This window comes from Synergistaceae bacterium, assembly GCA_017443945.1.
Classification (GTDB): Bacteria; Synergistota; Synergistia; order Synergistales; family Aminobacteriaceae; genus JAFUXM01.
In genome coordinates, this window is the sequence record JAFSXS010000101.1 from 1 (window position 1) to 25,320 (window position 25,320).

17 protein-coding genes and 1 other RNA gene are annotated in these 25,320 nt (G+C 39.5%); 5 read left to right on the plus strand and 13 right to left on the minus strand.

The features are described 5' to 3' along the window. On the plus strand, nt 1-1,444 hold a 1,444-nt coding region (locus IJT21_10395), incomplete at its 5' end, for a recombinase family protein (GenBank protein MBQ7578660.1). Between the two features lie 443 nt (nt 1,445-1,887). Here IJT21_10395 and ssrA read toward each other — a convergent pair. The 5 genes from ssrA to IJT21_10420 form a co-directional block, all read right to left on the minus strand. After that, nucleotides 1,888-2,243: a transfer-messenger RNA gene (gene ssrA, locus IJT21_10400) on the minus strand. Between the two features lie 3 nt (nt 2,244-2,246). Beyond that, nucleotides 2,247-2,738, minus strand: coding sequence for an SsrA-binding protein SmpB (gene smpB / locus IJT21_10405; protein ID MBQ7578661.1), 492 nt, complete (start codon nt 2,736-2,738; stop codon nt 2,247-2,249). A gap of 40 nt (nt 2,739-2,778) precedes the next feature. Beyond that, complete coding sequence (locus IJT21_10410) at nt 2,779-3,042, minus strand: DUF2442 domain-containing protein (GenBank protein MBQ7578662.1); 264 nt, start codon at nt 3,040-3,042, stop codon at nt 2,779-2,781. 6 nt (nt 3,043-3,048) lie between these two features. Further along, nucleotides 3,049-3,315 carry a DUF4160 domain-containing protein gene (locus IJT21_10415; protein ID MBQ7578663.1) on the minus strand — a complete coding sequence of 89 codons (267 nt, stop codon included), beginning with the start codon at nt 3,313-3,315 and terminating at the stop codon, nt 3,049-3,051. A gap of 54 nt (nt 3,316-3,369) precedes the next feature. Then, nucleotides 3,370-6,993, minus strand: coding sequence for an N-6 DNA methylase (locus IJT21_10420; protein ID MBQ7578664.1), 3,624 nt, complete (start codon nt 6,991-6,993; stop codon nt 3,370-3,372). Between the two features lie 85 nt (nt 6,994-7,078). Here IJT21_10420 and IJT21_10425 point away from each other — a divergent pair, with 85 nt between their 5' ends. Further along, a complete protein-coding gene (locus tag IJT21_10425; GenBank protein ID MBQ7578665.1) occupies nt 7,079-7,798 on the plus strand; it encodes an NAD(P)H-hydrate epimerase in 720 nt (239 codons plus the stop codon). Between the two features lie 29 nt (nt 7,799-7,827). Then, a complete protein-coding gene (locus IJT21_10430; protein MBQ7578666.1) occupies nt 7,828-10,455 on the plus strand; it encodes a hypothetical protein in 2,628 nt (875 codons plus the stop codon). Nucleotides 10,456-10,509: 54 nt separating this feature from the next. Here the strand turns inward: IJT21_10430 and IJT21_10435 are convergent, their stop codons facing one another. Genes IJT21_10435 through asd form a run of 3 tightly spaced genes read right to left on the minus strand, consistent with a single transcriptional unit; the run spans nt 10,510 to nt 13,932 of the window. Next, nucleotides 10,510-11,820, minus strand: coding sequence for an aspartate kinase (locus tag IJT21_10435; GenBank protein ID MBQ7578667.1), 1,311 nt, complete (start codon nt 11,818-11,820; stop codon nt 10,510-10,512). Between the two features lie 8 nt (nt 11,821-11,828). Beyond that, nucleotides 11,829-12,842: a homoserine dehydrogenase gene (locus IJT21_10440; GenBank protein MBQ7578668.1), complete on the minus strand. Its 1,014-nt coding sequence runs from the start codon at nt 12,840-12,842 to the stop codon at nt 11,829-11,831. 1 nt (nt 12,843) lies between these two features. Next, complete coding sequence (gene asd, locus IJT21_10445) at nt 12,844-13,932, minus strand: aspartate-semialdehyde dehydrogenase (GenBank protein MBQ7578669.1); 1,089 nt, start codon at nt 13,930-13,932, stop codon at nt 12,844-12,846. A gap of 411 nt (nt 13,933-14,343) precedes the next feature. On the opposite strand from asd, the gene IJT21_10450 reads away from it, so the two are divergent. Beyond that, the gene (locus IJT21_10450; GenBank protein MBQ7578670.1) at nt 14,344-16,653 is read left to right on the plus strand and encodes a TRAP transporter large permease subunit; all 2,310 of its coding nucleotides are present in this window, start codon (nt 14,344-14,346) and stop codon (nt 16,651-16,653) included. A gap of 61 nt (nt 16,654-16,714) precedes the next feature. On the opposite strand, the gene thrS is transcribed toward IJT21_10450, so the two are convergent. Next, on the minus strand, nt 16,715-18,697 hold the full coding sequence (gene thrS, locus IJT21_10455; GenBank protein ID MBQ7578671.1) for a threonine--tRNA ligase: 1,983 nt from the start codon (nt 18,695-18,697) through the stop codon (nt 16,715-16,717). Between the two features lies 1 nt (nt 18,698). Between thrS and IJT21_10460 the strand changes: the two genes are divergently transcribed. Beyond that, complete coding sequence (locus IJT21_10460; protein ID MBQ7578672.1) at nt 18,699-19,613, plus strand: hypothetical protein; 915 nt, start codon at nt 18,699-18,701, stop codon at nt 19,611-19,613. A gap of 309 nt (nt 19,614-19,922) precedes the next feature. Here IJT21_10460 and IJT21_10465 read toward each other — a convergent pair whose 3' ends face one another. From IJT21_10465 to IJT21_10480, 4 genes are all read right to left on the minus strand, one after another. Continuing rightward, nucleotides 19,923-21,284 carry an MATE family efflux transporter gene (locus IJT21_10465; protein ID MBQ7578673.1) on the minus strand — a complete coding sequence of 454 codons (1,362 nt, stop codon included), beginning with the start codon at nt 21,282-21,284 and terminating at the stop codon, nt 19,923-19,925. A gap of 3 nt (nt 21,285-21,287) precedes the next feature. Further along, nucleotides 21,288-21,764, minus strand: a complete 477-nt coding sequence (locus IJT21_10470) for a YbaK/EbsC family protein (protein ID MBQ7578674.1) — start codon at nt 21,762-21,764, stop codon at nt 21,288-21,290. Continuing rightward, nucleotides 21,757-25,128, minus strand: coding sequence for an N-6 DNA methylase (locus IJT21_10475; protein MBQ7578675.1), 3,372 nt, complete (start codon nt 25,126-25,128; stop codon nt 21,757-21,759). The genes IJT21_10470 and IJT21_10475 overlap by 8 nt, the downstream gene beginning before the upstream one ends. 66 nt (nt 25,129-25,194) lie before the next feature. Next, a partial coding sequence (locus IJT21_10480) for a transposase (protein ID MBQ7578676.1) occupies nt 25,195-25,320 on the minus strand: 126 nt, incomplete at its 5' end.

Below are 25,320 nucleotides of genomic sequence, written 5' to 3' on the forward strand. Positions count from 1 at the left end.
AGAAGCATTCCAGAGAATGATTAAAGACAGCGAAGAACACAAATTCAAATACCTGCTTGTTCACAAACTCGATAGATTTGCAAGAGACAAATACGACTCAGTTGTTTATAAACGCAAATTGAAGATGAACGGCGTAACTCTAATTTCAGTATCAGAAAACCTTGACGGTTCGCCTGAAAGTCTGATATTAGAAGGATTGCTTGAAAGCATGGCGCAATATTACAGCGTAAATTTAGCAAGAGAAGTTATGAAGGGCATGAAAGAAAGTGCCTACGATTGCAAACATTTAGGCGGTACTCCTCCACTCGGTTATGACGTTGACCCTGAAACACACAAATACGTCATCAATGAGAGCGAGGCAAAAATCGTAAAAATAATTTTCGAGAAATACGCTCATGATGTAGGCTATAATCAAATTTTAAGCTACTTAAACGGCATGGGATATCGTACCAAACGAGGAAAATTATTCGGCAAAAACAGCCTTTATTCGATACTTCAAAATGAAAAGTATGCTGGCAAGTATATTTTCAATAAGAAGCTCGAAAAAAGCGTTTCAGGAAAGAGAAATCCAACGTTAAAACCTAAAGATGAATGGATTGTTATTGACGGTGGAGTTCCTGCGATTATCGACCAGCAGACTTTTGACATCGTGCAATTCAAAATGAAGAATAATCGTGATAAAGCAGGAATGTACAAGGCAAGAGAGATTTATTTGTTATCGGGTTTAATTGTCTGCGGTGAGTGCGATGAAGGAATGTACGGCAACACAAGAATTTGCGGACGAAATAAAAGCCGTTATTCTTCATATCGCTGTTACGGCAGTGCTAATAAACGAGGCTGTAAAAATAAAGAAATTCGCCGTGAATACGTTGATAACTACGTACTTGATGAACTTTATGAAAAACTGTTCTCGAACTATTCAATCCAAAAACTAACGGCAATGCTTAACGAGTACAACAACAAAATAGCTTCTGAGTCGGACAGCGAATTAAAACGAATTGAAAAGGCTCTTGAAGAAAATCAGCGCAAAATTTCAAATATTTTCAGCTTTATAATGGATAAAGGACTTTCAGCCGATATTGCACAGGCGGATTTGATGAGGCTTGACGAGGAAAAGAAATTATTAGAACGTCAACGCAAAGAAATTGAGGACAAAAATACCTCAAACGCAATTTCTGAAGCAATCGTTAAAGAGCTTATCGAACGTTCAAGCGAATTTATCAAGACAAGGAAATTATCGGAATGTCGGAATTTTATTACATCATACATTGACAAGGTTACTGTCTATGAAAATAAAGTCGAAGTGATTTTCAGGTTCAAGACGTTTAACAGTGATACTGGAGAATTTGAGGCGATGAAAAGCGAAGCAACTCGAAAAAGCCTGATTAAAAAATATAAACTGCCTCGAAAGGGCTTTAACAGGGTCGAAAAAGGGCAGGATTAGGGCTGAAAAATTCACGCAAAAAACGCTCCTAACCTTGACTTACTGCCTGAACGTTATTTTAGGGCCGAAGGGCTGAAAAGTAATAATTGTTTTATAATTATAAAATTAAAAGAGTGTCTTGAAAAATTCGGGACGCTCTTTTTTATTATCGCTATATAAAAAACAATTCAAAAATTTCGGCCCTTCAGCCATCTTTATTGAAAATATACAGTGTTTGTCAGCATTCATGATAAATTTTAATAAAAATTTCAGCCCTATTTGCGCCCTATTCCAGCCCTGATTAAGCCCTGAATTAAAATTTTGTGATTTCTATTTGCTTCAGTACTGCACCGTAAACAGAACTCACAATAATTAAAGCGTCTCCCGATAATTTTCCGAGAAATGCCCTATTTTTCCTGATTTATTGTTGTAACTCGCTTAAAAATTTAAGTCGAGAGTTATTCTGATGGAGGCGGGGAGAATCGAACTCCCGTCCAACGTTGGCCAATCATGACGGCTCTACAGGCTTATTCTTTGTTAATTGTCGTTCGTGTCAGGTCAAAGACACCCTTCAACGTTCCTAGAGTCTTACGGGTCTATCACCTTGCCGGACTCTCTACAAGGTGGGGAGCTGCTTTTCATGACACCTCAGGCGAACCAGCAGCATTGTCCAATCCCTCGGCGTAGCTGGCAACTAGGCCGCTAATGCAAAATTATCTTCTGCGTTTATTTTCTTGTCCGATAGTTTTACGGGTTGTTACAGACTTCCCCCGACCTGCTCCTTCAGACCCTCCTAACGCTGTCGAAACCTGTCGCCCCCGCGTTATTCATAGTCCCTGCTGCGTCCGTTCTCTCTCACAGCCCGCGCCATATTCCTTTTTGCATCTCTGTCCGCTATCATGTCCCGCTTATCGTGAACAGTCCGGCCTCGTGCTAAGGCGATTTCAACTTTTGCGCGCTTATTTTCTTTTATATATATACTCATAGGCACAAGAGTCAAACCTTTTTCACGAGTCTTGCTTCGGAGTCTTATTAATTCGTGCTTATGAATCAATAATTTGCGCGTCCTCTCAGGCTCATGATTATAATACGTACCTTTTTCATACGGCGATATGTGAACACCGAACAAAAATAATTCCCCGTTCTCGATTGAGGCATATGAGTCTTTAAGATTCAAATTTCCTGCACGGACACTCTTTATTTCTGTTCCTGTTAAGACTATACCGCACTCAAAAGAGTCAAGTATAAAATAATCATGCTTGGCCTTGCGATTAAATGCCACTATTCTGTTTTTGCTGTTAATCGAACTAGACATAACGCGCAATTTATCACAAAACTTTTATTTATGCAAGAGTTTATATTTTTGTGCTGTTAAGATAAAGAGTATCGGGGCTTATATCCATATCTCCCGGCCATGTAACTGTACCGAATTCTACTCGTGCTGACATAAAAACTTTTGCGAGATTCTTATACATAGGCAGATCTAACAATATTTTTGCATCATATTTTTTTCGTTCACCATTAGTGAAAGTTATTATTAATACATAATCTGAATGTGCTTCTACATGAGATACACGCGGTAACATTTCTTCTCGTCCCGTTATAATATTCATATTCATAATATATTAGCGCAATGGATCAATACGGAATGTTTCTTCCCCGTTTAAAGTCAGCTGCCAGTTAGCTTTTAAATCTTCTTCATGCAATAATGCCCAAGCCTTTACAAGTGCTGCCTGTTTTGCAGGAAAATTTCCTGATAAAATCTCGCCGTCAAGTGTAAAAACCGCCTCATATTCATTGTAATAAGCATGCATGTGAGGCAATTTATGTCTGTCATTATCTCTCCAGTACATTCTTATAATAATTCCGAAAAATAAGCTGATAGTCGGCATTAACAAATTATCTCCATTCATATTATAACGCGCAATTTATCACAAAACTTTTATTTATGCAAGATATTTTTTCAAGATTAACTCTTTCTGACCTGATAGAGATTTTATCTTGAGCCGGGATTCTTTTATCGCTGACTCTAACTCTCTGACATCATCAATAAATTTTTGCTGCGTTGCTTCAGATGGAGCGGGAATCATAAAATCTAGTATGTGTTCACGTTTACCGCGCGGCATCTTCAACCCACTCACATCCTGCATTACAAAATCAAAAAATTCTTCGCGCCTCATAGCTTGATAAATAAACTCTTCCGAATAAATCCCCTTGCGCCTGAATACTAATACATCCGGTGAACATCCGCCGTCAAAATCAGCTATCCATAATTTTTTCAGATATGGCCTAATGTTTGATAATAATATATCACCCTTGTGAAATTCTATGACGCTCCCAGCAGGTAATTTTGACTCGTAAAGTCTTATTCCCTCACATTTTTGAAGCATTGTATCTGTTGTTACATATTGAGAAGGAAGTAACAGGCTTGTATCTATTCTATTTGTGATAGATTCAACAACATTATTAAGCGAAATCCGCACCGTTTTTAATGCAAGTTCACGGAATAACGACTCAATTTTTGCCCGGCTGTCTTCTATTATTTTGCGCGAGTTAGATTCTTGCGAGTCTATTTCTTCACACTCTTTGACGATTTCAGCCTGTATATTTATCGGAGGCAGGGGGATAACATAATCTAATATATGCTCTCTCTTACCTTGCGGCATATTTAAGCCCTTCACATTCAGCATAACGAAATCAAAGAAATTTTTGCGAGCTAACATGTAAAAAATATATTTGTTATTGTAAATTTTTTCGTCTTTGATTCTGAAAACATGAACATTTGTAGAGCAGCCACCATCAAAATCGGCCAGCCAAATTTTTTGTAAATAAGGACGTATATTTGAAAGAAGAATATCACCTTTTTTGAATCTGAAAACACTTCCTTTAGGTAATATGCCATTAAATTCCGTTATTCCTTGACAATTCTGTAGCATTGTTTCTGTTGTAATATATTGCGACGGTGTAAGAAGGTTTGTATCTATTCGTTCTGTTATAACATCAAAAACTTTTTTCAGAGTCGTTTTTCCTTCCATATCGACAATTTTTTGCAGAGGTGATAAAGTCATTCCCTTGTTAAAGCTCACTCTTGAAAACTCTAACATTTCGCACGTCTTCACGACTCTTGAAAATCTCGCGTTATCCTGAGTCATTATAATTTCTTGATCGTCATTAAATGACTGTCTCACCAAATGCGCAAGTGTTCCCGCTGCTTCTCTGTCTGACTCGTTATATAATTTGCCGCCCCTCTCAAAAATTTTTATGCCTTCTCCGCCTTTCCTGTTGCTCCAGTCATAGCCTAAAAACTCTTTTTGACCTGCGTTATCATTCGGAGCCGTTATTATCAGAGTGCGATTATTATATGTCAGTCCGTAATAAAAAATTTTCTCGCGTTCGATTTTCTTTGTCCAGTCGTAAAAATTTCGCGCGTTAAATTCCTGCTTGGCCTTGAATGAGTCAAAATATTCTTTGAAGTATTCAGGCAGTGAGTCAAAATTTAGACTTTCATTTATGAATAATTCCCAGTCTGAAAGAGTCAAACTCTGTAAATCAAGATAACCCGACAAAATAAAATTATCTTCCCAGTCTTCGAGATTTCGCGATTCAAAAATTGAGTCAACGCTGTCATAAACGAGTTTAAATCTTGCCGGCGGCTCTATAAACTTTTCAAGAAACATTATAACCGTGTTAGTGCCTGTTGCTCCGAAAGTTTTGCTGCCGAGTTTGACTATTGCGCGGATCATGAAATTTTTTAGGATCTCTTCACGTGCTGCTATATAACTTGCTGAGTCATTGCTTAATATGCTCGACGGCAAAATTACAGCTGCTATGCCTCCTGATTTCAATAATTGTGTAATTCGCTCGATAAATAATACTTCAATTTCTGAGCCGTTATTGCTGATTGAGTCAAGTAATGAAAATTTATTTTGCTTTAACTGTAAATGCTGCTTGAAACTTGCTACAGAATAGGGGGGATTCGCTGTGAGAATATCAAATGAGTCCGGCTTTATCTGTTCGTTGTTATCGAGTCCATCCCCGAAAATTATATTGCCGCCTCCTGCACCGTTCATGAATAGAGAAACTTTTGAGACACGAGCGAGCCTGTAATCCTTCTCTATGCCGAATATAGAATCACGAACCCAGTCATTATTATCGCTGGGAATGAAATGATTTATAGCTTCTATAGCGTCAATCAAAAAATGACCCGCCCCGCAAGCATAATCTATAACTCTCGGCCAAGTGTCAAATTTTTTGAGCGGCAAACAGTCCCATATAAAACGAGTCAACGGCATGGGCGTAAAAAATTGTCCCTCATTTTGCTTGAATCCTTTATCAAGTAACTGCTCAAATAAATCGCCCAGTAATTGATTTTTCTTGTCATGAACGATTCTATATTTCTGGAATAACTGAACGACTTCTACTAAAATTTTGCCATTCTTGTAAAATAAATCTTCATTGTGAACGTCAACAAACGCAAAATCATTATTTGAGTAAAATTTTAATTTTCTGAAGGCAGCTTTTAAATCTTCAATAGCGTTTTTCCTGTTATGGCCTGTATATTGCTTGAATACTCTATCAGGATAATCTGACGGTATATATGTAATTTCTTCACGCATAAATTTCAGCATTCCTTCAGTATAAAGACGCTGCAATCTATCTTGTAAAATTTCGTAGTCATCGGCTCTGAACTTGTATTGAAATTCGACCTCTGAGTCATTTTCCTTGTTAATCTCGTCAACTAACTTGCAAATAAATAACGCAATTAACCTATTAAATGAATTCTCTTTATCAGAGACGTTATTATGCCGCAAAATTTCCTCGAACTTGTTTATAATTCTGTCGCCCTCGCTTATCGGTGTTAAATCCCGTTTTCTCAATGGTGGCACGCCTATATTATAAGCAGTCGACGAGTCCGAAAAAATTATATCGTCATGAATCTCTAAATTATAAGTGTCCCGCCAAGTATTAAATTTTTCCTGCGCAGTGTGAGAATTCTTGTATAATTTCGTGTTATCGTCATTAATCAGCAATAAATTTTTGTCGTCAGTGCAATTTATAGCCGGTGATTTATAAATAATTTGCCCGTCCCTAATATCCGACGCGTATAGAACGAGCCATTTTGCCGAGCTCTCTTGCTGCCAGTAAGAAAATAACTGCCCGCCGTCCGTCTTCATATCGTTTAGTGCCTTGTCAAATTCCCGCCCCCATGTCTTGCACTCGATAATCATTAAGACCTCATCAGAATTATTCTTATTATATACGCATATATCAGCGCGCCCGCTCTTCTGAGTCCGTCCCAGCGGCCAAGATTTCTCAAGTTCTATATCTTCAGGCAGCCACCCTTTTTTCAGCAAATTATATACACATTCAAACACTACAAAATTTTCATTTGCGCTGAATGAGTTATTATGCTCGCGTCCCTTTATCTGTTCGGGATAAATTAATTTCTTGCTCGTGAAATCCGCTGAAAGTCTGCACGTTTTGAATTCATACGTGAATATAGACTCGCATAAATCAGGCACAAAATTTAATTTTTCCAGCAATTCCCTAAAATTTTCAAGCGTAATCATGAAATAATAATAACATGTTCGGGCAAATATTTTATCTGGTAATATAATATTAATAAATTTTTAACGGAGGAGAGAAAATTTTTATATGCCCCCTGAAATAGAAATTAATAACGAGCTTGAATTTTATGACCCCGACGAATTTCACCGTGAAGTAGTATATCATGATGTACACTCGCCGGAAGCATTTACACGTAAAGACGCTAGGGAAGCAGACAGACGAGCTATTGAAGATTTTGGAATCCCCGGCATTCTCTTAATGGAAAATGCAGCAATCGCCGTTATTCGTGAAGTCCATGATTATGCAGTATTCGCAATTGTCTGTGCACCCGGCAATAATGGAGGCGACGGACTCGCAATCGCCCGGCATTTGTGCATACTCGGCAAAGACGTAAGAGTCTATATAGTCGGCGATCCTAATAAAGGCAGCGAAGATTTCAAGACTAATTTACGCATAATGAGCAAACTTGCGCCCGAAGTTCTTAACACAGTAAATGACGAAAATTTTGAGGACTTCGAACACGCTTTGAGAGGCTGCGAAACTTGTATAGATGCTATTTTCGGAACCGGCTTAAATCGTCCCGTTGAAGGCATTTATAAACGAGTAATTGACGCAATTAATTCACTGGCTGTGCATATTGTCTCGGTTGATATTCCTTCCGGGCTTGACTGCGATACGGGCGAGGCACTGGGCGCGGCTGTTCGTGCTACAAAAACTGTAACATTTCATAGAATGAAGCAGGCTCTTGACTTATCACCTGAATTCGGCGGAGATGTCGCAGTAAGTTATATAGGCATTCCGAATTAAATAAAAATTTTTACAGGAGTTGATTTATTTTGAGATTCAAAAAATTTTGCGCTTTGAGTTTTATTTTTGCGTCATTGCTTGTATTTTCCGGGACTTCATGGGCAGCGAGCTATGATCCCTATCATTTATATCCGCGTTTAGATGATACTGATTTAGCACTTGTTTATTCAAGATACGGGAATTCTGATATTGGATTCTTTTACCAGTTAAGGGACATAACAGGAGCCTCACGCCGTGACTCAGTTGCAGGCCCTCAATGGTTCGCTACAGTTTATGAAAATTATCACTATTATTATTACTTCCCTGAAGACGATACACACGCGGGAATGTATAGACGGACAATGGGCGGAGAAATTCCCGAAATAACTTTTTCAAGTCTTGCTGACATTGTGAACGGTTTTAATTACGTCTTGGCCGAAGAACCTCAGCCATATAATGCATGGATAGATCGGGGATTAGTTTATGCGTCTCATTATGACGTTTACCCTGACCCTTTAGAGTCTTTATGCGTCGTAACAACAGGAGGCCGAGCAGAATTTAAAGTCAATTTCGGTAATGCTTATGCTAGACACTTCCCATTTTGGTACGGCTGGGGCAGGGGCTCAAATATGCGATGGTGGCAGAATTATAAATATGACTCAATCAATGAGCCTATCAATGAGCCTGTTTACTGCATAATAGAAATTAACTCAAGCAACACTAACAGCGCAGATATTTACGTCCGCACGGGGTCGGGAGTTAATGCAAGCTACCCTTTGACTTATACTTATTCAGCGTCGGGCGATAATTACTCGATAATCCGAGACACTGACGGCAACAGAGCTTATACTGTGTCAGGCGATAATGTTTACGACTCAAGCAACACGCTTGTATATGTTATAAGCAATGACACGAAAATTTTAGATTCTAACGGGCAAACCGCATATACTCTTGAAGATGATTACAGCTCATCATATATAAAATATTTGTGCGATATTCGGAGCGTCTATGAAAATATAGAAATTAATTTCGGCGATAATTACAACGTATCAATTAATCCATCTCAAGAGACTCTAACAAATCCCGGCGAATATCATTCAGTAAATGTAAATGTCAGGAGCGACAACGCAGAATCTTACGGCAGCACACTGGGCTATATAACTTTCAGACAGCGCGCAAATCTCGCAACGGGTTACAGCAATTATCGCGAGGCCTCCCCGATTCCTATGGTAATAGCAAACGTTTCAAACGGGAATGCGTCAGAGAATCCCCTAATATTCGACATGACTATTTACAATCAAAGCGGGGATCTTGCAAGCCGTCAAAAATTTACGTGGGACGCTCAAACAAGCACAACCCGGAATTTAGGGACTTTCTTTACAATGACTCCTTATAATTCCGCGTCTTCAGATTATAAGATCGAGACAAAGATTACTAACAGGACAGGCACAAGATACGAATTATATCCGTATTCAGGCACAAATTATATTATTCCTGACCACTGGGAATATGATTTAACGCCCGATTTATACGGAACTTTACCGGCTTATTTCATGCTCGACGCTCACAGCCAAATAGCACCCGGACTCGTTACTGTTTATAGCAATCACTTCCCATTAAATACAGGCAATGACACAAGCGAGTCTTACAGATTATACGAATACGCAAATACGACTCCTAAAGATTTAAGGCTGCAATATAAACGAGTTTCAGGAATGACCCCGCAATCTTCACGAATCACAATTAACACTCAGGGCGGAAGCGTAGGACTTCAGGGATTCAATATGCAATTTGCCGATGTAACTCAAAACAATGACGAGACAATTTACGAACTCACAAATTTAATGGGAGTCCCGCCCGTCATGATTAGTCCGGAAATAAGCGCAGTTACTCCGGCAGAGACTTATATAAGAGCGAGCGCAGTTACTCCGTTTGCAATTAATAAGGCAGTCCCCGAAGAAATGGTAAGCTATGATCATTCAGTAGTGCCGGATTATAGTGATATGTCGGGAGATATTCCCGCGTCTTTGGATGTCTACACGCCTAATAATATAGCAGTTCAGCCCGTAGCAGTCAGGCTGAAAATTTCGCGTCAGAGTTCATTACTCGTGAATCGCTGGGACTCTCTAAATAGCGCAATGACTTCATCGGAATTATTTAATAGATTCTCAAGTTTTGCGGCTATCTGGGTACGTTCGGCGGCGACTCGTGAACAGGACACAAATTTATTCACGGCAATTAACAACAAGGGCGCAAATGTTAACAGCTCGGCAATAACCGCGTCAGAATGCTTTAATGCGTTTATCTCAAGCAATGATTTATATCTTGATTTCATTGTATTAATAGCAGACGCAACTAGCATAAATACTAACAAGACGGCTTATATTGAAGTCTTCAGGGATGACAGAGTGCCTTATATCTTAATCGGCGACGGAAATGTTGACGGAAATTGGCAGCTTGAATTTTTCGTGGATGCGGCTGGCGAGAATCCCGGCACAAGAGACTCAGACGACATAACACCGACTCCGAGTCCTGTAAATCCTGTAAATTCTGATGATAATGATTTACCGTTTGTCCCAGTCAGCGGCGGAGGCAGCGGAGGCGGCGGCTGTAATTCAGGAATGATCGCACTTGCTTTGTTATTAGTGAGCGGCTTTGTAATCACTAGAAAACGTTAAAAAAATATTCCCCTCTGACTCAATCAAAGCCGGGGGGAATTCTTTTATTTTGCGCTAATTAACGAACTTGCTATAAATTGCCCTGATTGCCCGTTCGAAATCTTCATTTAGGACTCCGACAATAATATTTAATTCTGAAGCTCCCTGATCAATCATTCGGACGTTAATTCTTTCTTCTGCCAGAGCCTGAAAAATTTTAGCTGCTGTTCCTGTTTGAGCTTTCATGCTGCGGCCGACTACTGCAATTAAAGCTATTCCCGACTCGACTTCAAGGGAATCAGGCTCAACAAATTTTGCAATTCGCCTTAATACTTCCTGTTCATGCTCGATAAATTTTGACTCCTGAACGATAACTGTCATTGTGTCAATTCCTGAAGGCAAGTGCTCGGGCGGTATATTATTTTCTTCAAAGCATTGCACGACCTTGCGATAAAAATCTGATTGAGAATGCATTAAATCTTTGGCTATAATTATCGAGCAGAAATCTTTACGTCCTGCGATTCCAGTAATCATATATTTTGACCGTCTCGCAGTGTTCGCTACAATCCAAGTGCCGGGGTCATCGGGCTGATTCGTGTTGCGTATATTTATGGGTATTCCCGCCTTCTTTACTGGGAATATAGCATCTTCGTGCATTACACTTGCTCCCATATAAGAAAGTTCGCGCAATTCTCTATACGTTATATTTTTCATGACAGCGGGATTATTTACGACTTTGGGATCTGCCATTAACAAGCCTGAAACGTCCGTCCAGTTCTCATATACAGCAGCACGGCACGAACGCGCAACAATTGAGCCGGTTATATCTGAGCCGCCCCGTGAAAAAGTTGTGATATTTCCTGCCTCGTTTATTCCGTAAAATCCCGGTATTACTGCGTGAGAAATTGACTCGAGTCTCTTACTCAAGGCCGCATTTGTCTTGTCAGGCTCAAAATTTCCGGAGTTGTCAAAGAAAATTACTTCGGCCGGGTCAACGAATTCAAAGCCTAAATAATTCGCCATTATAAGCCCGTTCAAATATTCGCCCCGTGAAGCCGTATAATCTCGCTCAGGTTCATTCAGTAATTTGACTTCAATTTTGCTAAACTCTTCGCTCAAGTCAAGATTTAAATTTAGGCCCCGTATAATTTCGTTATATCTTTCTTGAATAATTGCGAACGAGTCAGAAAAATTTTTCCCTTCTTTTGCGAGCTTGTAACACTTATAAAGCAGGTCAGTTATTTTTATGTCGCTGCTATTTCTTTTACCGGGTGCAGAAGGAACAACATAGACTCTTGAATCATCAGCAAGAATTATATTTTTTACTTTCTCGAACTGTTTAGAGTCAGCTAATGAACTTCCGCCGAATTTGACTACTTTTTTCATGAAATCAATTACTCCAAGTATCTAAATTTTGACTCTGGCGGCTCTTGTGATTTCACTTCTGCGGGCTTGAGATCAGCGAAATTATTATTTATGTTGCGTCCGATATTTTTTGCGCACTCTATAACATCAGAGACAACTGCGCTTGCTGTAGGTAATTTGCCTGCTCCACGTCCATAAAACATTAAATCGTCTACAATAGTCCCGTGAATCATTATCCCGTTAAATACGCTGTTGACACTATAAAGCGGGCTTGTTTGAGGGATTATATACGGCGCAACTGTCAAATACGGCCCCTCGGAATCATATACGCCGAGTAACTTAATTGTCGCATTCTCGTTTTCTGCGTCAATAATATCCTGTAAAGTTACATCAGTTATGCCGGTGCAATTTACTTGTTCATATGAAAATTTTTGACCTGACACAAGGGACGCAAGAATCGCAATTTTACGCGCTGTATCATGGCCTTCAATGTCCGCTGCGGGGTTACGTTCCGCAAATCCGTTGTCTTGAGCTTCCTTCAGTGCCTCGTCAAAAGTTTTGCCGGCCCTCATGTTCGTTAAAATATAATTGCAAGTCCCGTTAAGGATTCCCGCGATTCTCGTAATTTTTTCATGACCGCATGACTCCCGCAACGGCCTAATAATGGGAATTCCGCCCCCGACGCTTGCTTCAAATAAATATGAACAGTTATGTTCACGGGCTATTACGCTTAATTCGACTCCGTGTGCGTCAACGAGTTCCTTATTTGACGAACATACAGAGATCCCCCGCTCAAGTGCCAAATGCGTATAAGTATAAGCCGGTTCCTTCCCGCCCATAGTCTCGCAAATTACTTTTATGTCAGGATCATTTACGATTATATTTATGTCATTGACTGCTCCGGGAATGTCTCGAATATCAAGAATATATTTCACGTGAATAGTATCACCGAGAACGTTTTTAATTTCGTTATAGTTTTTCTCGATTACTTCAGCGACTCCGCTCCCTATTGTGCCAAATCCTAAAATCGCTATATTTATCATGTTATTTAGCCTCGATATATTTCTGTGCTGTCAATAATTCCGCGCATTCAACAGCACCGCCCGCTGCGCCTCGTAAAGTGTTGTGAGACAGCCCGATAAATTTCCAGTCATAAATATTATCAGGTCTGAGTCTTCCTATTGTTACGCCCATACCATTCCCGTAATTTACATCAAGTACGACTTGAGGCCGGTTATCTTCTTCTAAATATTTTATAAAGTGTTCAGGTGCACAGGGTAATCCGAGTTCTTGAGGCAGACTCCTGAAATTATTTAGCTTCTCGATTAAGATTTCTTTGCTGGGAGGTGCTTTCTTGAATTTCACGAATGCCGCCGCAGTATGTCCATATAAAACGGGGACTCTTACGCACTGAGCAGAAATAACGGGCTCGCTTGCCGGGACTATGACTCCATCTTGAATCTTCCCGAATATGCGTAAAGGCTCCTTCTCGCTCTTCTCTTCTTCTCCGCCTATATAGGGAATAATATTTCCTACCATTTCCGGCCAAGTGTTAAAATTTTTGCCTGCTCCTGAAATTGCCTGATAAGTCGTTACGATTGACTCATAGGGTTCAAACTCTCGCCACGCAGCAAAAGCAGGTGCATAACTCTGAATCGAGCAATTAGGCTTTACTGCTATAAATCCCCGTGAAGTGCCGAGTCTCTTGCGCTGAAATTTTATGACTTCTGCGTGTTCCGGGTTAATTTCCGGTATTATCATAGGAACATCGGGAGTCCATCTATGCGCGCTGTTATTCGATACGACCGGAGTCTCTGTTTTCGCGTAAGTCTCTTCAATGGCCTTAATTTCGTCCTTAGTCATGTTCACAGCACTGAAGACAAAATCAACTCGTTCACTGATTCCCTTAACGTCATTAACATCATCGAGAGTCATTTTTTTAACTTCTTCGGGTATAGTCTCATTGAGCAGCCAGCGTCCTTTCATGGCTTCCTCGTAGGTTTTGCCCTTGCTGTTAGGTGATGCAGCAATTACTTCAATGTTAAACCATGGATGATTATGGAGAATTTGAATAAAACGCTGCCCGACCATTCCTGTAGCTCCGAGAATGCCGACATTTAATTTTTTTTGCAACTCGAGTCACTCCTATTAAATATAATATAAAAAATTTCTGAATAGTATATCATTTATAATGTGAAAATCTTAGCAAAATAGTATATATCACAGCAAAAAATTTTATCAGTTAGACGGGCGGACGGGAATCTATAAGCACAAGAAATTATATTTAATGCTTGATTAGACTGACTAACAGCGATTTACAGCTATACACAAAAAAATATCAGTGCGAGCTAAAAAATTATGGCGGGCGGGCGGGCGCAACTACACGACAAGTGCGAGCCGATAAATTTTATAATATTTGCTGCGTATAATTGAGCTAATAAAAAATTTCCAGTAAAAATATAATGTCATCTTGCATGAATTCAGATATAATATTTTCACTCAAGAAATAAAATTTTTATATTATATATGGGAGGTAAAATTCACGTGAAAAAATTTATTTTTGCTTTACTCACTGCATTACTTGCAATTTCCTTGTGTACGTCGGTAATATTCGCGGCTGAAAGCGACTCGTCAGCATGGAAATTTGACAAGCCTATCACAATTGTATGTCCATGGGGAGAAGGCGGCGGAGCTGACTCGACATTGAGGGCACTTGCTGCGGCACTGAAAGAGTCTTCAGGGATTGATGTCAACGTCGTTAATTTCACAGGCAACGGCGGGGCAAATGGAGCGGCTTATACTCGCGGGCAGGCTGCAGACGGCTATACTTTCATGATAGGGACTCAAAGTTTATTTATCATGGACATTCAGGGCGGTATGTCGTTCAAGTTCAAAGATGAATTTGTCCCGGTAGCAAGACTTGTTAACGCAATTAACGTTATTGCGGCCTCACGTAAGACAATGGAAGAACGAGGCTATAATAATTTCTCGGAATTGCGCGAATTTGTGAAGAGCCACCCTGCAAGCATAACAGTGGGAATGCTGACAAGCACAGGAGTTGACGGCATTTCATTAAGACAGGCGATTGAGGGCTTGAGTCTTCTCGAAGTAAATTATCCTTCAGGTGCAGGAATGAACGCGGCACTAAAAGAGGGACAAATTGATTTAATGATGACTGGAACGGACGAAATCGCCGAGCTTATTTCAGCAGGAGATATTACACCTTTATTAGTCCTGTCAGAAAAAAGAATGTCGCGTTATCCAAATGTAGAATCAGCGGGAGAACTCGGCATTAAATCATTCTTAGGGCCTGAACGCGGAATTTTTGCGAAAAAGGGGACTCCTCCTGAGGCTATAGCGGCACTTGCTAAGGCTATTGAGGACGCGGCAAAGACTCAAACTTGGCAGACTTTCTTAGAGAACGGCGGCTATAATGACAGACCGGGATTTGCTAACACAGCCGAATATCAAAAAATTATGGATGATGAGTATAAGACTTTTACAGACATGTTGAAGCCAAAGACTCCGGCCAAGAAAGCGGCTGCACCTTCTACAAAACTTGCTGTAATAGGCTTTGTGATGGTATTGATTCTTATAATATGCTTAATCCGTAAAATAGTAATTCCGCCCGTCGCATTTATTTTACTGCCCACGATTGCGGCACTTATAGCAGGCTTTGACCCATTCGCAGTGAATAAATTTGCGGCCTCAGGAATTTCAAAAATGGTGTCGACTGTATCATTATTTGTATTCTCGATTTCGTTTTTCTCGTTAATGAGCGATCAGGGAGTTTTTGATCCAATAGTTAATTTCTTGATCAAGAAAGCAGGCACAAATGTAACACTTGTAATGCTTGCCACTGCCGCAGTGGGAATTATCGGACATCTTGACGGTTCAGGAGCGACGACATTTATAATTACGATTACGGCAATGCTTCCCATGTTTAAGAAATTAAAAATGGATAATCGAGCTTTAATGCTGTTAATCTGTGTAGCAATAGGAGTTATGAACGTCTGCCCATGGGGAGGCCCGACAATAAGAGCTGCTACAGTTTTAGAGACTGACCCGAATATTTTATGGCACAGATTATTACCGGTTCAGGGAGCAATGCTTGTAATTACATTCTTGACGGCGTTTATCTTGAGCGGCATTCAGAAGAGACGAATCAAGAAACTGGGACTCACAGCGGACGACTCAGAAGTTGAGACAAAGACAGACGAGAAAAAATCTACAGTTCCTACATGGCTGCAATATTTTAATTTCATTCTTGTTGTTGCAGTAATCGCGGCTTTAATGTTCGGGAGCTTCAATCCTGCATATGTATTTATGCTTGCACTTGCTGTCTCATTACCGTTTAATATTAGAGTACTCAAGGAACAGAACGCGAAATTAAAGAATTACGGCGTGGCTGCTATGTCAATGGTCGTAACTTTATTTGCTGCTGGAATCTTCACCGGAGTATTAAGCGGCACAGGCATGTTAAACGCAATGGCAAGCGCAGTTGTTACAGTAATTCCGCCGGATCTTGGCCGTTATACTCATTTCATAGTAGCATGTTTTGCAGTACCGTTAATTATGTGCTTAGGGACGGACTCATTCTATTTCGGATTATTGCCGGTTGTTGTAGGAATTGCCTCACAGTTCGGAGTGAATCCTATGGACGTCGCATGTGTCTTATTAGTTGCTGAGAATGTCGGAGTCATGATCTCCCCGTTATCTCCTGCTGCATATTTAGGACTCGGACTTCTTGAAATCGATATAGGCGAACACATTAAATACTCGCTTCCGTGGATCTGGGGAATCAGTATTTTATCAATCGTGATTTGCATAGTACTCGGAGTAACTCCGCTATAAAAATTTTTGTGCAAAAAAATAGACTCCCGGTCTTAACTGGGAGTCTTTATTATTATATTTCTTACTTTATCGGGCTGAACTCTTTATCAAGTAACGCCTTGAATTCGTCAAGAGTCATGCTTCCTAAATCGCCTTCTGTGCGCTTTCTTACTCCGAGCGTTTTATTATCGCGTTCCTTATCGCCTATAACGAGCATATAAGGCACTTTTTGAATCTGGGCATCACGAATCTTGCGCCCTAATTTCTCGTCTCGTTCGTCAATTTCAGCGCGGATATTAAGGCCGTCAAAAATTTTCTTGAGTTCGTGCGAATAATCAAGATGATCCTTAGCAATCGGGACAATTTTAATTTGAACGGGTGCGAGCCAATACGGGAATGCTCCGGCGTAATGTTCGATTAATATACCCATGAAACGCTCAACACTTCCGAATACGACTCTATGAATCATTACGGGTGTGTGTTCTGCTCCATCTTCACCGATATAAGTTACTCCAAAACGTCCGGGCATTTGGAAATCTAATTGAATCGTTCCGCACTGCCAAGTCCTGCCGATACAGTCCTCTAAATGAAAATCTATTTTCGGCCCGTAAAAAGCTCCGTCGCCGGGATTAATAGTATACGGTGTATTAGTGCTCTCAAGTGCGTCACGTAAAGCATTCTCTGCGGCCTCCCACTGCTCATCAGTTCCCATTGAGTCCTCAGGCCTCGTAGAAAGCTCAACGAAATATTTAAATCCGAATACGTCATTATAGAAATATTTATCGAGTTCCATAATTTGAGTAACTTCGTCTTTAATCTGTTCGGGAGTTATATAAGTGTGTGCATCGTCCTGAGTGAAACAGCGGACTCTCATAAGCCCATGAAGGACTCCGCTTCTTTCATGTCTGTGAACGCAGCCGAGTTCTGTTAATCTCATCGGCAAATCTCTATAACTTCTTAATTGAGTCTTATAAACTAGAATACTTCCGGGGCAGTTCATAGGCTTAATAGCATATGGCTTCTCGTCAATCTCGGTGAAATACATATTTTCTCTATAATGATCCCAGTGTCCCGAACGAATCCATAAATCGCGGTCTAAAATTTGAGGAGTCTTTATTTCCGTGTAGCCCCGCTTGTTATGTTCGCGCCGCCAGAAATCTATTAAAGTGTTCATTATGGCCATTCCCTTAGGGTGAAAGAAGGGGAATCCGGGGCCTTCTTCGTGTAAGCTGAATAAATCTAAATCTTTGCCGAGTTTTCTGTGATCGCGTAATTTTGCCTCTTCTAATTGCTTGAGATATGCTTTTAACTCGTCGGGCTTGTCAAAAGCTGTGCCGTAAATTCTGGTGAGCATTTTATTTTTTTCGCTGCCCCGCCAATAAGCCCCCGCAATTGATAACAACTTGAAATTATGAATCTTCCCAGCGTCAGGAACGTGAGGCCCTCTGCATAAATCAGCATATTCGCCCTGTTTATATATTGAGACTGTATCTGATTCGATTTCTGAAATTAATTCGGTCTTGTATGGATCATTTGCGAAAAATTTTAATGCAGCGTCTTTTGTCATGTCCTCGCGTGTAACTTTTTCGCCGGCTCCGGAAATTTTGCGCATTTCTGACTCAATTTTAGGCAAATCTTCTTCTGTGATAGTGCCTGCAACATCAACATCATAATAAAAGCCGTCTTTAATAGCAGGGCCGACTCCGAAATGAGTCCCCGGATAAAGTCTTAATATCGCCTGAGCCATTAAATGCGCTGTGCTGTGCCGTAAAATTTCGAGTCCTTCAGGAGATTCGCCGGTGATTGCTTCAAGTTTGCCGGAAGAATTTATTTCGCGCGTTAAGTCTAATAAATCATCGTTAAATTTTCCTGCGATAACTTTCTTGCTGTCGAGTCCCAGTGCCTTTAATGCGTCCTGAATAGTAACCGGGCTGTCGAATTCTCTATCATTAATCTTGAACAAAAATATATACCTGCCTTCTTGATTATTATAAATTTTTTTGCAAGAATAACACCCGATTAAATTTATAGCAAGTTTTATATTTATGAGTCTGGGAGTTTTCATTATGCACAGAGATTTTAAGGCTGATTTAGAAAATAAAATGTATAAGAATAAAGACGCAATATCATCAATGATCCCATACGAATATGAAGGCGTTCATTATGCATTAGATTTGAATGCCGGGCCGTTATTGAGATCTTATATTTTATCAGCTGTTATTGCATATCACGAACGAGACAATAAAATTTTATTTGAAGATATACTTGCGACAAGAAATTTAGATGACGTATCAGACGACAAAAGCACAAGCTCACACGAACAAGTCAGAAATTTCATAATTGAAGACTCTTACATGACATCACAAATAGCGAAAAATTATCACGAATGGGATAATAATATTCATGATGATGAACTCTCAAAGACTACAGAGCAATTATTTACGTTAGCTATGACGAGATTATATACATCATTTAAAGCTGCGGTTATATTGCTTAATAATGGATTTTTCCTAGAAGTTAACCCGGTGTTCCGCATGATTCTCGAACAATTAGGCTGGGCAGCGTATTTATTGCAAGAAAAAAATATAGATAATATCAAGAAAAATCGCGTTCAACATAATATAAATCATTTAAAGACTTTGCTCAATGATAAAAGATTAGGGGAATTATACGGTTATTTGTCAGGAAAATCACATCTTGAGCCTTCAGAAATAAATTCATACGCTGCTGTTAATAATGATAATCAAACAGTTATGATCAGAGATCGCTCCGGCAAAATATCCGAAGAAATTACAGTGATTTTATTTTCCTTGCTTGAATCATATGCAAAAATAGTCTGGCTGGGATTAAAACATTTCGGTTTTCGCAATGTCGAGCGGCAATATTTTGAAGACTGGTATAACTGCCATTTGCTATTAATAAAATATTTACGGAAAATTTTGCAGGGCACGCCATTTTTTGATATTTTCACGAGAATATAGCGCGGGTTATTATGCAAAAAATTTATTATTTATAGCTGTGAGAGTCATTGCTAATACTTAAATTATTAACATTTTTTGTAGCTGTAAATGTAGCTGTAAAATATGCAGCTCCCGTTAATTTTCCGAGAACTGCAGCGAGATAATTTTTTCTTAATATATCACGAGAATTCACAGCAAATTTTTTATCACGAACCCGCAAAAAAATATTGCACATATACAAAATTTTTTAGCTTTGTAAATCATTGCTATTACTGAAATAATAAACACTTTTTGTAGCTGTAAATGTAGCTGTAAAAATTGCCTCTCTCACTATAATTTATACTGCGCTATGAATCTTTCATAAACTATAATTGACACTAGAGTCATTAACACGTCCGCTAAAACTTGAGTCCATACTATTCCATACATGCCGAAAAAATAATTTAGCACGAACAATAACGGAATGTTAAATATAACCCACCTAGCAGAGCCGAGAATCAGCGCACGGTCTCCCATTCCTACAGCCTGAAAGAAATTCACTAAGTGAAAACATATAAACATAAACGGTGTAGCAAGAGTCCTCGCTCGCAAAAAATGTGTGCCTAATTCTACAGTTCTTGAATCATCTATAAAAATTTTCATGATGTCAGCCGCAAAAATTTCATATAATATAACACTAACAAAGCCTATAACAAGTCCGACTAAACGCGAAAAATTAACGGCCTCGCGCATTCTCTTGAAATTCCCCGACGAATAATTATAAGCAGCAAGGGGCATCATTCCCATACATAGACCGATTCCCACGTTTAACGGCAATCTTTCAGCTTTTAATACGATTCCTACGGCTGCTAAAGGAATATCACCATAAAGCGACATTAATTTATCGATTATAATATAAGTTACGTCAAATAAAGTTACTGCGATTGCGGCAGGGACTCCGACATAAAAAATTGACTTGATATTTTGCACTGAAGCACGAAAATTTTTTACAGCAAGCGACAAAATACTATTCTTGAGCCTGAATATTACAACTAAGAAATACAAGCATATTATCAAATTTGAAAGCATTGTAGCAATTCCCGCGCCTAAGACTTCATAACCAGACGGCAGCAAGACGAACATAAATAAAGGGTCAAGAAATATATTTATAATTCCGCCCATTGAGACACCGAATCCGGCTTGTTTTGCATAACCTGTTGAACGCAGAAAATTAGCTAGAGTCATTCCTAAAATTGTCGGTATCGCTCCGATTACTATAACGCAAAAAGTGTACTGCTCGGCAAATATCATAGTGTCAGGACTCGCGCCTAATAATTCTAATATACTTCTCATGAAAATATATACAAGTCCCGCATAAATTCCCGCCGTCAAAATTGTCATGTAAAAACAAAATGAACTCACCGATTTAGCTTCATCGTGCCGGCCTGCTCCCATTAAGCGAGATATTAACGTACCGCCTCCGACTCCGAATAAATTAGCAAATGTTATCGAAATATTAAACACTGGCAGTAAAAGCGAGACCCCTGCGACCATTAAGGGATTATTTGTGCGGCCTATATAAAAAGTGTCAGCTAAATTATAAATCAATATAATTAATTGTCCGAATATCATCGGGAGTGCTAATTCAGCGAGTGCCTTAGGGATCGGCCAAGACTCAAAAATTTCCTGATTTTCTTTGTGTTTATCCATCATAAATTAATCCTTCTTTATTTTCGCGCGTATTCCCTGAGTCAAAGCTAACAATCTTTCAGGCTCAACGGGGAAGAAAGCGTGATCAGTTCCTGCGGCACTCCAGACAATTTTGTAATTAAATAAATCGTCATCCAAGACAGCGGGCAATTTTTCAGGATAACCGAGCGGGGGGACTCCTCCGACATGAAAGCCGTAACGTGAAAATACTTCATCGGGACTCATCATGCGGCCTCGTCTGCCTCCCAGTGATAAAGCAGCAAGTTTTGAATCGACTTTATTTGCACCGCTCATTAAGACTAAACAGGGCTGAGTCTTGTCAAGCACAAATATTAAACTTTTCAGGATTTCGCCGGGCGTTACTCCGATTGCGTTTGCTGCGTCATCAACTGTAAAAATAGTGCTGTCTGAAATTTTTATCTCAATGTCAGAGGCTCCGAGATTGTCAAGAGATTCTCTAACTTTGTGTATAGACTCATTCATAAAAAACTTTACTCCCTTCACGTATATTATTCTGAATTTTAGCAGAAATATATTTAATCGCGTCAGACTCGCCGGATTCTATAGCAAGTTCTACGGATTTCACGGCAAAATTTATTAAATTCTCGGACTCGCGCCTAAGAGTAAAAGATTTCTGCACAAGACTTGAAATTTTTTGCTGGGTGTCATAACTTACACAAGGCAATCTAACATTTTTGAATCCGTCATCAGAAATTGCAGATAAAATCGTACCGGAGCAGCTACGCTTTAAAAGATTCTGAACGAGTTCAGATTTAAATAATAATAACAACGTTTCAGGATTATATGAGTCCGAGTCAAGCACATAGAATCCCGTCGAACATAAAGCACCGTCATATTCGCCCGTGATAATCGCACATTTCTGTATTGACCCCTCAATTGATGAGACTATCACTTGGCCTGTATGAACGATTCGCCGCGCTCTTGTCGGGAGTTCTGCACCGTTTGCAATGGCCGCCCCCGTTATATTGCCGAATGTGCCAACATCAGCTAACTCGATATATTTATATTCTGTTAATGAGGCGGGATTAAAATTTTCATTGTGAATCTTACAAGATTCTTTTACTGTCAACGAGTCGGGCAAATTTTCAAGCAAATAATCATATTTCGGCATAAAGTACTCCGCATCAAGCCGTCCTGCTGAGTTCGTGAAAGAAAATAATTTTGTCGTGATATTTTGCGATTGAGCCGGCAATGGAAAATTTAATTCTTGCTGTAAGATTTCTTGTGCTTGTGTGTATGCTGCAACGGATTCCGCGCGAGTATTAATGCCCTTGCGTGTAATTTTTTCGATGAGCGAGTCAAATTCGTCTGATAATTTAGGAATTAATATATCTTGAAATTCTGCGAGTATAATTCTTGGCCTAGTTGCTTTAATGCCCCGCCTGCGTAACTGATAATAACCGTACTTACAATTTAAGAATGCTGATACAAAATAGGGATTATAACCTTTTTTTAGCGTTATTTTTCCTACATCTGCACTCATGTTAGCTTCTGGGATATTTACAGGCATAACAGCACTTTTTCCAAAATAAACTCCTGTCTTTGTTACAATAACATCGCCCGGACGAAGTACAGACCTGTTTAGCGTTGCATGTTTTGCATATGATATGTATCTGATTTTATCATTATCAATATATCCCTCTTCTATAGTTTCACTCAAGAAGCAAGGAACGCCGGAATCATAATATTCACGCGAACCGTGATCTCCATCTGTAATAAGTCGTGAAATTTCTCCGAGCGATTTTATATTGCTACAACTTTCAACAATTCGAGCAGCTTCGATATATTTTTTTCCGTAATACTCCGCTCCCAGTGTAAAGCCATTTTCTAACGCACTTAACATAACTTCTTGAGAGTCAAGCCCACTCATCAAAGCCTGATATTTTGCTTCATTAAAAGACGAATGGGCCTCAAGAAAAAAACTCAAATTCTCCCGTTTAGCGAATTCAATAAAAGCCTCTGCAATGCCGTCTTGAGTGAGTCCCTCGTGATTAAATAAATCGTGATCTACAATCAAGTGATTATGCGAGTCAAGAATAAAATTTCCGTTCTCGTCCTTCCTGTAAATCTTCTCGCCTGAGTTATCCTTGCTGGGTTTCTGCATAGTCGCGAAAAAAATCGGGTAATCATCACGGCGCGGGCATAAATCATCGTCCCATTTCTGAACTAGTAAAACAGAAGTTTTTGTACCTGTATGAGGCTTAAACACGTTCCCATGAAGACCGATAACAGCAAGAATTCTACATCTTTCAGCAATGAAATCACGAATATATTTATCGCTTGAGTTATTAAATCTGCCTTGAGGTAAAATAATTGCCATACGTCCGCCCGGCTTGAGAAATGACAAATTACGTTCAATAAATAAAATATCGCGTCCGACTTTAGATTGATATTTGCCTTTAGAATTTTTGCCGAGTTCATAATTTGCGATTATATTATGCTGCTGAATATCTCCGGCAAAAGGCGGATTTGCCATTACTATATCGAAATTAAAATTTTTATAGCTTTCTTCAGTCTCCGCAAAATCAGTAAAACGCAGCCAGCCCTCATAATAAATTTTTTGCCACGCTTTATTATTCGTAACGTCGTCCCAGTGCATATAATCAAGAGTGTTTAAATGTAATACATTAGTTCGTCCGTCGCCTGCTATGAGATTCAGAGTCCGTGCGACTCTAACTGCTTTCTCGTCAAAATCTATAGCAAAAACTTTTTCCCGCACATAGTCTTCGCATTCGGGTAATTTTTTCTCGGCAGTAAATAAATTGCTGGGAGGTAAATTTTTTTGCGCGTAAATCTTCCGCCAAACATAGAACATAGTATGAACAGGAAATCCGCAAGACCCCGCCGCAGTGTCTATCATGCTTTCTGACTCGCTGGGATTAAGCATTCTAACGCACATATCTATAATATAACGTGGAGTAAAAAATTGTCCCTTCTCACCTTTTTGAGATTTATTCATGAGATATTCAAAAGCGTCATCGATTACGTCAAGATTTGAGTTAAATAATTTTACTTCCTGCAATGACGCAACACACACGGACAAATGCGAGGGAGTCAAAGAAATTTTTTCGTCTTTAGAAAATACACCCGGCCATTTTGCTTGAGCTTTCTTAAATAATTCTTGAATATTTTGCTTGAGTGCGTTGTCAGTGTCGCCGTAATTTCTGAATTCAAGCGCGCGGGTTTCGTCTCTAGTGCTTTGCATTTCGTCATATAATTTCGTGTAAATGAGCTTGAAAACTTCCTCGAACGCGTCAACTCCTGCATTAGCTAATACTTCGTCTTCCATTTCTTGAATTAATGCCTTGAGGGATCTCTTATTAGCTGCGAGTTTATCTTTTGCGGCCAAGTCTTTAATATAAAATCTTTCTGTCAGAATATCGCGTAATTTCTGATCAGCTCTAGGGAAGCCGGGTAACTCAACAAAAATATTAGGCTCTTCACGTCTATATGAAATAATTTGCTGCCCGTTAGTCCAGACTCCGATTAATGCTCCGGTTGCATTGCAGTAAGATTTTAGCTGTCCCTTACCGTCTAATAATTTGGGCTTCTTGACCTCGACAATAATATATTCTGACTCTGGGTGTAATGGGTCAAATATAACAATGTCAGCGCGTTTTACTTCACGGCCGAAATTTATAGCATGTTCGAGCTTTATATTTTCGCGTTTATATTTATATTCGTGAATGAGCTTGTAAATAAATAATTGCCTGACTGCCTCTTCAGGAGTTATGCGAATCTCTTTATCTCGTATAAGGCACTTAATAAATGGGACATCAACGCCCTTAATTTGCTTAGTATAAATATTATCTTGAATAGCGTTCACATTTTCGCGCTCAAATACAGAGTCATTATAAGTCGTTCCCTTGAAAATATTATCTAGGTAGTGTCGTCAAATAAGAATTTGAAGCCAGAGAATCAGGCAGGCTATCTGTACCGATGCCATATATGAGGAGGCCTTTTTAGCATATCTGGTTGCTATTCCTCGCCACCGCTTCAATTTCAAAAATGTATTCTC

Excerpts from the sequence above, each read along its gene's own strand:
- smpB (MBQ7578661.1), bottom strand. The coding sequence starts at position 2,738 with ATGTCTAGTTCGATTAACAGCAAAAACAGAATAGTGGCATTTAATCGC.
- IJT21_10410 (MBQ7578662.1), bottom strand. The coding sequence starts at position 3,042 with ATGAATATGAATATTATAACGGGACGAGAAGAAATGTTACCGCGTGTA.
- IJT21_10415 (MBQ7578663.1), bottom strand. The coding sequence starts at position 3,315 with ATGCCGACTATCAGCTTATTTTTCGGAATTATTATAAGAATGTACTGG.
- IJT21_10420 (MBQ7578664.1), bottom strand. The coding sequence starts at position 6,993 with ATGATTACGCTTGAAAATTTTAGGGAATTGCTGGAAAAATTAAATTTT.
- IJT21_10425 (MBQ7578665.1), top strand. The coding sequence starts at position 7,079 with ATGCCCCCTGAAATAGAAATTAATAACGAGCTTGAATTTTATGACCCC.
- IJT21_10435 (MBQ7578667.1), bottom strand. The coding sequence starts at position 11,820 with ATGAAAAAAGTAGTCAAATTCGGCGGAAGTTCATTAGCTGACTCTAAA.
- IJT21_10440 (MBQ7578668.1), bottom strand. The coding sequence starts at position 12,842 with ATGATAAATATAGCGATTTTAGGATTTGGCACAATAGGGAGCGGAGTC.
- thrS (MBQ7578671.1), bottom strand. The coding sequence starts at position 18,697 with ATGAAAACTCCCAGACTCATAAATATAAAACTTGCTATAAATTTAATC.
- IJT21_10460 (MBQ7578672.1), top strand. The coding sequence starts at position 18,699 with ATGCACAGAGATTTTAAGGCTGATTTAGAAAATAAAATGTATAAGAAT.
- IJT21_10465 (MBQ7578673.1), bottom strand. The coding sequence starts at position 21,284 with ATGATGGATAAACACAAAGAAAATCAGGAAATTTTTGAGTCTTGGCCG.
- IJT21_10470 (MBQ7578674.1), bottom strand. The coding sequence starts at position 21,764 with ATGAATGAGTCTATACACAAAGTTAGAGAATCTCTTGACAATCTCGGA.